General features: G+C 46.6%; 2 protein-coding genes. Both read left to right on the top strand.

The genetic code is table 11. From position 1 onward, the window contains the following. Positions 1 to 330 precede the first annotated feature (330 nt). Complete coding sequence (gltB, locus tag BCT81_RS20820) at positions 331 to 4,878, top strand: glutamate synthase large subunit (protein WP_102425686.1); 4,548 nt, start codon at positions 331 to 333, stop codon at positions 4,876 to 4,878. Continuing rightward, entirely contained in the window at positions 4,878 to 6,347 is a 1,470-nt protein-coding gene (locus BCT81_RS20815; protein WP_102425685.1) for a glutamate synthase subunit beta, read from the top strand. The genes gltB and BCT81_RS20815 overlap by 1 nt, the downstream gene beginning before the upstream one ends. Positions 6,348 to 6,547 lie beyond the last annotated feature (200 nt).

Raw genomic sequence — 6,547 nt, 5'->3', positions numbered from 1 at the left:
AAAATGGTCTACATGGGTCAACTTTCATTGCAATTCGCCTAGACAAAATTGTAGGATACTTACACATATTGGCTATTTTTGAGTATTTACTTACAACAAAAACTTGCTAATAAGTCGGTGATATCTAACTCCCACCTATATAAACCACTAGTTTGTGGTTAAAAATAAACGGATATCACTAAGGATTGTTTTTCTCGCAATACTTTTCCTGCGAGATACGGAAAGGATTCAAACCGCCAACACAGGCCGGTTTAGACTCATAAATATAAAAGGACAAGGCTGACTTTATACAAAGAAGTTGCGCCTAGATTTAACTGGAAGGATGTATCTATGGTAGATCAAGAGCAGAACTCACAGGGTCTGTATACTCCTGAACTGGAGCATGACGCTTGTGGTATCGGTTTTGTTGCGCATCTAAAGAATCGCAAATCTCATGATGTAGTAACTCAAGCACTCGATATGCTTGCACGTATGGAACACCGTGGCGGCCAAGGCTGCGATCCGTGTTCTGGTGATGGTGCAGGTATCCTGCTACAGAAGCCGCACGAATTCTTACTTGAAGAAGCCGTTAAGCTTGGAATTAAACTGCCGTCTTTTGAAAAATATGGTGTTGGTGTTGTACTTTTCCCTAAAGATGAACACAAACGTGCACAGTGTCGCGACATTCTAGAACGCAATGCACAACGCCTAGAGTTAGAAGTGATCGGCTACCGTGAACTTCCGACGGACAATTCAATGATTGGTGCTGACCCACTAAGCACTGAACCTCAATTTGAACACGTATTTATCTCTGGCGGCCCTGGTATTACTCCAGAAGAGCTTGAGCGTAAACTGTACGTTCTGCGTAACTACACTGTTCGCGTGTGCCTAGAAAGCGTTTCAAATATCGGTGATGACTTCTACATCAACTCTATGTCTTACAAGACATTGGTGTACAAAGGTCAGCTAACAACAGAACAAGTTCCTCAGTACTTCCTAGACCTGCAAAACCCAACGATGGTGACGGCTCTAGCACTTGTACACTCTCGCTTCTCTACCAATACATTCCCACGTTGGCGCCTAGCTCAGCCTTTCCGTTACATCGCACATAACGGCGAAATCAATACGGTTCGCGGCAACCTTAACTGGATGAAAGCGCGTGAAGCGATCCTAGAATCGGATCTATTCACACAAGCTGAAATCGACATGCTACTGCCTATCTGTCAGGAAGGCAGCTCGGATTCATCAAACTTCGACATGGCATTGGAGCTTCTAGTTCTGTCTGGTCGTACTCTGCCACATGCGCTGATGATGATGATCCCGGAAGCATGGCAAGAAAACAAAAACATGGACCCAACTCGTCGCGCGTTCTACCAGTACCACGCGAACGTAATGGAACCATGGGATGGCCCAGCTTCAGTATGTTTCACTGATGGTGTTCAAGTAGGTGCAACTCTTGACCGTAACGGTCTGCGCCCTTCTCGCTACACAGTGACCAAAGACGATTTCCTAGTGATGGCGTCTGAATCAGGTGTTGTTGAAATCGCACCAGAAAACGTTGAATACCGTGGTCGTCTACAACCAGGTCGTATCTTCGTTGCTGACCTTGAGCAAGGCCGCATCATTTCTGATGAAGAAGTGAAAGATGGCATCGCGAAATCTCAACCTTACGAGAAATGGGTTGAAGAGAACCTTCTGAGCCTTAAAAAGCTACCAGACGCGAGCAACGAATTTAGCCAACCTTCTCCAGAGAAACTTCTGCACAAACAACAATCGTTTGGTGTCAGCTCTGAAGAAGTAAACGAAATCATTCTACCTCTTGCGAAGACGGGCTATGAGCCACTTTCTGCAATGGGTGCTGACTGGCCGCTAGCGATTCTTTCTCACCAATCGCAGCACCTTTCAAACTACTTCAAGCAGCTGTTTGCACAGGTAACTAACCCACCGATCGACCCGATCCGTGAGCGTATGGTTATGTCTCTGAACACTTACCTAGGTAAAGATCAGAACCTACTTTCAGAAACACCTGAACACTGTCAAAAGGTAGAGCTTGAGTCTCCAGTACTGTCTAACTCTGAGTTAGAAAAACTGCGTGCTATCGATAACGAGCACCTTCAAGCGAAGACACTGGATATCGTATTCCAAGCAAACGGAGACCAAGGTAAGTTAGAGCGTGCACTGAAACGTATTTGCCAATACGCAGAAGATGCCGTGATTGATGGTTACTCAATCATCCTACTGACTGACCGTGCGGTTAACTCTAACCACGCTGCAATTCCAGCAATGCTGGCTGTTGGCGCGGTACACCACCACCTAATCCGTAAAGGCCTACGTGCTAAGTGTGACATCGTGGTTGAAACGGGTGATGCTCGTGAAACACACCACTTCGCAACACTTCTGGGCTACGGTGCAAACGCAGTTAACCCATACCTAGTGATTGAAACGATTGTTGAACTACAACGTACTAAGAAACTAGACCCGAACGTTCACCCACGTGAGTTCTTCGATAACTACCGTAAAGGTGTTAACGGCGGTCTACTGAAGATCTTCTCTAAGATGGGTATCTCGACACTGCAGTCTTACCACGGTGCACAAATCTTTGAAGCACTTGGTATCAGCAAGTCAGTAGTTGAAAAGTACTTCACAGGTACGGTTTCTCGTATTCAAGGTCTAACGATCGATGACATCGCTCGTGAAGTGCTTGTTCGTCACCGTGTTGGTTACCCAGCTCGTGAAATCCCAGCTCAAATTCTTGATGTTGGCGGTGTTTACCAGTGGAAACAACGTGGTGAGAAACACCTATTCAACCCAGAAACTATCTCTCTACTTCAAGAATCAACACGTAATAAAGATTACTCTCAATTCAAGAAGTACGCGAAAGCAGTTGATGACCAAGGCGACAACGCAGCAACACTACGTAGCCAACTTGATTTCATCAAGAACCCAGCAGGCTCTATTCCTCTAGCGGAAGTAGAACCAATCGAGAATATCCTTAAGCGTTTCGCTACTGGCGCAATGAGCTTTGGTTCTATCTCACATGAGGCTCACTCAACACTGGCTGTTGCAATGAACCGCATCGGTGCGAAATCAAATTCAGGCGAAGGTGGTGAAGATCCAGCACGTTTCGAACGTAAAGAAAACGGTGACTGGGAACGTTCAGCAATCAAACAGGTGGCTTCTGGTCGCTTTGGTGTAACGTCTTACTACCTATCGAACGCTGATGAGCTGCAAATCAAGATGGCTCAAGGTGCGAAACCTGGTGAAGGTGGTCAACTACCTGGTGATAAGGTTGATGACTGGATCGGTGCGACGCGTCACTCGACTCCAGGCGTAGGTCTAATCTCGCCACCGCCACACCACGATATCTACTCAATCGAAGATTTGGCTCAGCTAATCTACGATCTGAAAAACGCGAACCGTAACGGCCGTGTCAACGTGAAGCTAGTATCAGAAGCTGGCGTAGGTACGATTGCATCAGGTGTAGCAAAAGCGAAAGCTGACGTAGTACTTATCGCAGGTTTCGATGGCGGTACGGGTGCATCTCCGATGTCTTCTATCCGTCACACAGGTCTGCCTTGGGAACTGGGTCTAGCGGAAACGCACCAAACACTACTGAAAAACGGCCTACGTAACCGTATCGTTGTTCAGTCTGATGGTCAGATGAAAACACCACGTGACCTTGCAGTAGCAACACTACTTGGTGCTGAAGAATGGGGCGTAGCAACAGCAGCATTAGTTGTTGAAGGTTGTATCATGATGCGTAAGTGTCACAAGAATACATGTCCTGTTGGTATCGCAACACAAAACAAAACTCTGCGTGAGCGTTTCGACGGCCGCGTAGAAGACGTAGTAACTTTCTTCCAATACATGGCTGAAGGTCTGCGTGAAGTAATGGCTGAACTTGGCTTCCGCTCTATCGATGAGATGGTGGGTCAATCGCACAAACTTAAAGTTCGTGACGATATCGGCCACTGGAAGTACAAGAACCTAGATCTAACACCTGTACTGCACATTGAGCAGGCTCGTGAAGAAGATGGTATCTACAACCAGACACAACAAAACCACAACCTAGAAGATGTTCTAGACCGCAAGTTGATCCAAGCTGCGATTCCTGCACTTGAGAAAGGTGAAGCTGTAAATGCGACCTTCCCAATCATCAACACGGACCGCTCTGCGGGTACCATGCTGTCGAACGAAATCTCGAAGGTTTACAAAGACCAAGGTTTGCCACAACCAATGAACGTTAAGTTCCACGGTAGCGCTGGCCAATCTTTCGGTGCGTTCCTTGCGAAAGGCGTTAAGTTCGAAGTAGAAGGCGACGCGAACGATTACTGGGGTAAAGGTCTGTCTGGCGGTACTTTGGTACTGTACCCAGATGCAAAATCTTCTATCGTTGCTGAAGATAACATCGTGGTTGGTAACGTATGTTTCTACGGTGCGACCTCAGGTGAATCTTTCATTCGCGGTATGGCTGGTGAACGTTTCTGTGTTCGTAACTCAGGTGCGAAGGTTGTTGTTGAGGGCGTTGGTGACCACGGTTGTGAATACATGACTGGCGGTGTAGCCGTTATCCTTGGCTCAACAGGTCGTAACTTTGCTGCGGGTATGAGTGGCGGTGTCGCTTATGTTTGGGATAAAGGCGGTGACTTCGAAACCAAGCTTAACCCTGAACTTGTAGACCTAGATCCAATTGAACAAGAAGATAAAGATCTTCTACTAGATATGCTAACCAAGCACGTTGAATTCACAGGAAGTGAAGTTGCTCAGTCTTTCCTAGACAACTTTGAAGCAAGTGTTGCATCACTAATTAAAGTAATGCCACGCGACTACAAAGCAGTTCTTGAGAAGCGTAAAGCTGAAGCACAACAGGCACAAACGGAAGAAGTGGAGGCAGTATAATGGGTAAGCCTACTGGATTTTTAGAACACGGTCGCGAGCTTCCAAAGAAGCTCGATCCATCGGTTCGTATTGAAGACAACAAAGAGTTCGTACTTAACGAAGAGTTTGGCGACAAGATCAATACTCAAGCATCTCGTTGTATGGACTGTGGCGTACCTTTCTGTCACAGCGGTTGTCCAATTGGTAACATCATCCCAGAATTTAATGACGCGGTTTATCGTGACAGCTGGGAAGAAGCTTGGAACATCCTAAGCTCGACCAATAACTTCCCTGAGTTTACAGGTCGTGTGTGTCCTTCTCCTTGTGAGAGTGCTTGTGTACTAGGTATTAACCAAGACCCAATCACCATCTGTAATATCGAGAAAACGATTGTAGAAACTGCGTACCGTGAAGGGTACGCAAAACCAAAAACACCTCGCTCTCGTACAGGCAAAACCGTAGCGATTGTTGGCTCTGGCCCTGCAGGTCTAGCCGCAGCTGAGCAGCTAAACAGCGCCGGCCATTCGGTGACGGTATTTGAACGTGACGAGAAAGTTGGCGGCCTACTGCGTTTCGGTATCCCAGATTTCAAACTAGGTATGGACGTGATTGATCGTAAGATCAACCTAATGGCTGAAGCTGGCGTTGAGTTTAAAGTGAATCAGCACATTGGTGTTGATGTTAACGCTCAACAGCTACGCCAAGAGTTTGATGTGGTATTGCTAACTGGTGGTTCTACGGTTCCTCGTGACCTACCAATCCCAGGTCGTGAATTGAAAGGCGTTCATTTTGCTATGGAATTCCTTGGCCAAAACAACCGCCGTGCAAACGACATGGACCTAAAAGGTGAAGAGATTCACGCTAAAGATAAGCACGTTGTGGTTATCGGTGGCGGTGATACTGGCTCTGATTGTGTGGGTACATCAAACCGTCACAAAGCAGCGAGCATCACTCAGGTTGAGATCATGCCGATCCCACCAGAGAAGCGCCCTGCAAATATGCCTTGGCCTCAATACCCGATGATCATGAAGACCACGACTTCTCACGAAGAAGGCTGTGAACGTCACTGGAACATCTTGACTAAAGAGTTCATCGGCAACGATCAAGGCGAAGTGACCGGTCTACGTATCGCCGATATCGTGTGGAAAGACGCAGCGCCAGGTGAGCGCCCTACTTTTGACGAAGTAGCAAACTCAGAGCGTGTGATTCCATGTGACCAAGCATTCCTAGCGATGGGTTTCCTACACCCAGAGCCAACCGGTGTACTTGCTCAACTTGATATCAAACTGGACGAGCGCGGTAACGTTGCTTCTGAAGGTTATGCAACCAACCAGAAAGGCGTTTTTGCCGCTGGTGATATGCGTACAGGTCAGTCTCTGGTCGTTCGCTGCATTAACGAAGGTCGTGAATGTGCAATTGCCATTGATGACTTCTTAATGGGTAACTCAAACCTAGAAGCGAAAGCCGATTCACTCATGCTTTCCGCATAATATTTCTCAGGCTAACGTCAATGACGTTAGCCTAGAGGAAAAGCAACACCCTTCCTAACTTTTATATTTGGCTAGCACTCGATGCTAGCCTTTTTTCTATCTGGCATTTTGTTACTACAGATGCGCCCTTACTATAAATGTTAAATATCATTAACATTCCCTATTCATATCTAATTGATATCAATCGAGTATTTTAGATT

The organism is Vibrio sp. 10N.261.52.A1 (genome assembly GCF_002876325.1).
Classification (GTDB): Bacteria; Pseudomonadota; Gammaproteobacteria; order Enterobacterales; family Vibrionaceae; genus Vibrio; species Vibrio chagasii.
This window is presented reverse-complemented; position numbering and strand designations above follow the sequence as displayed.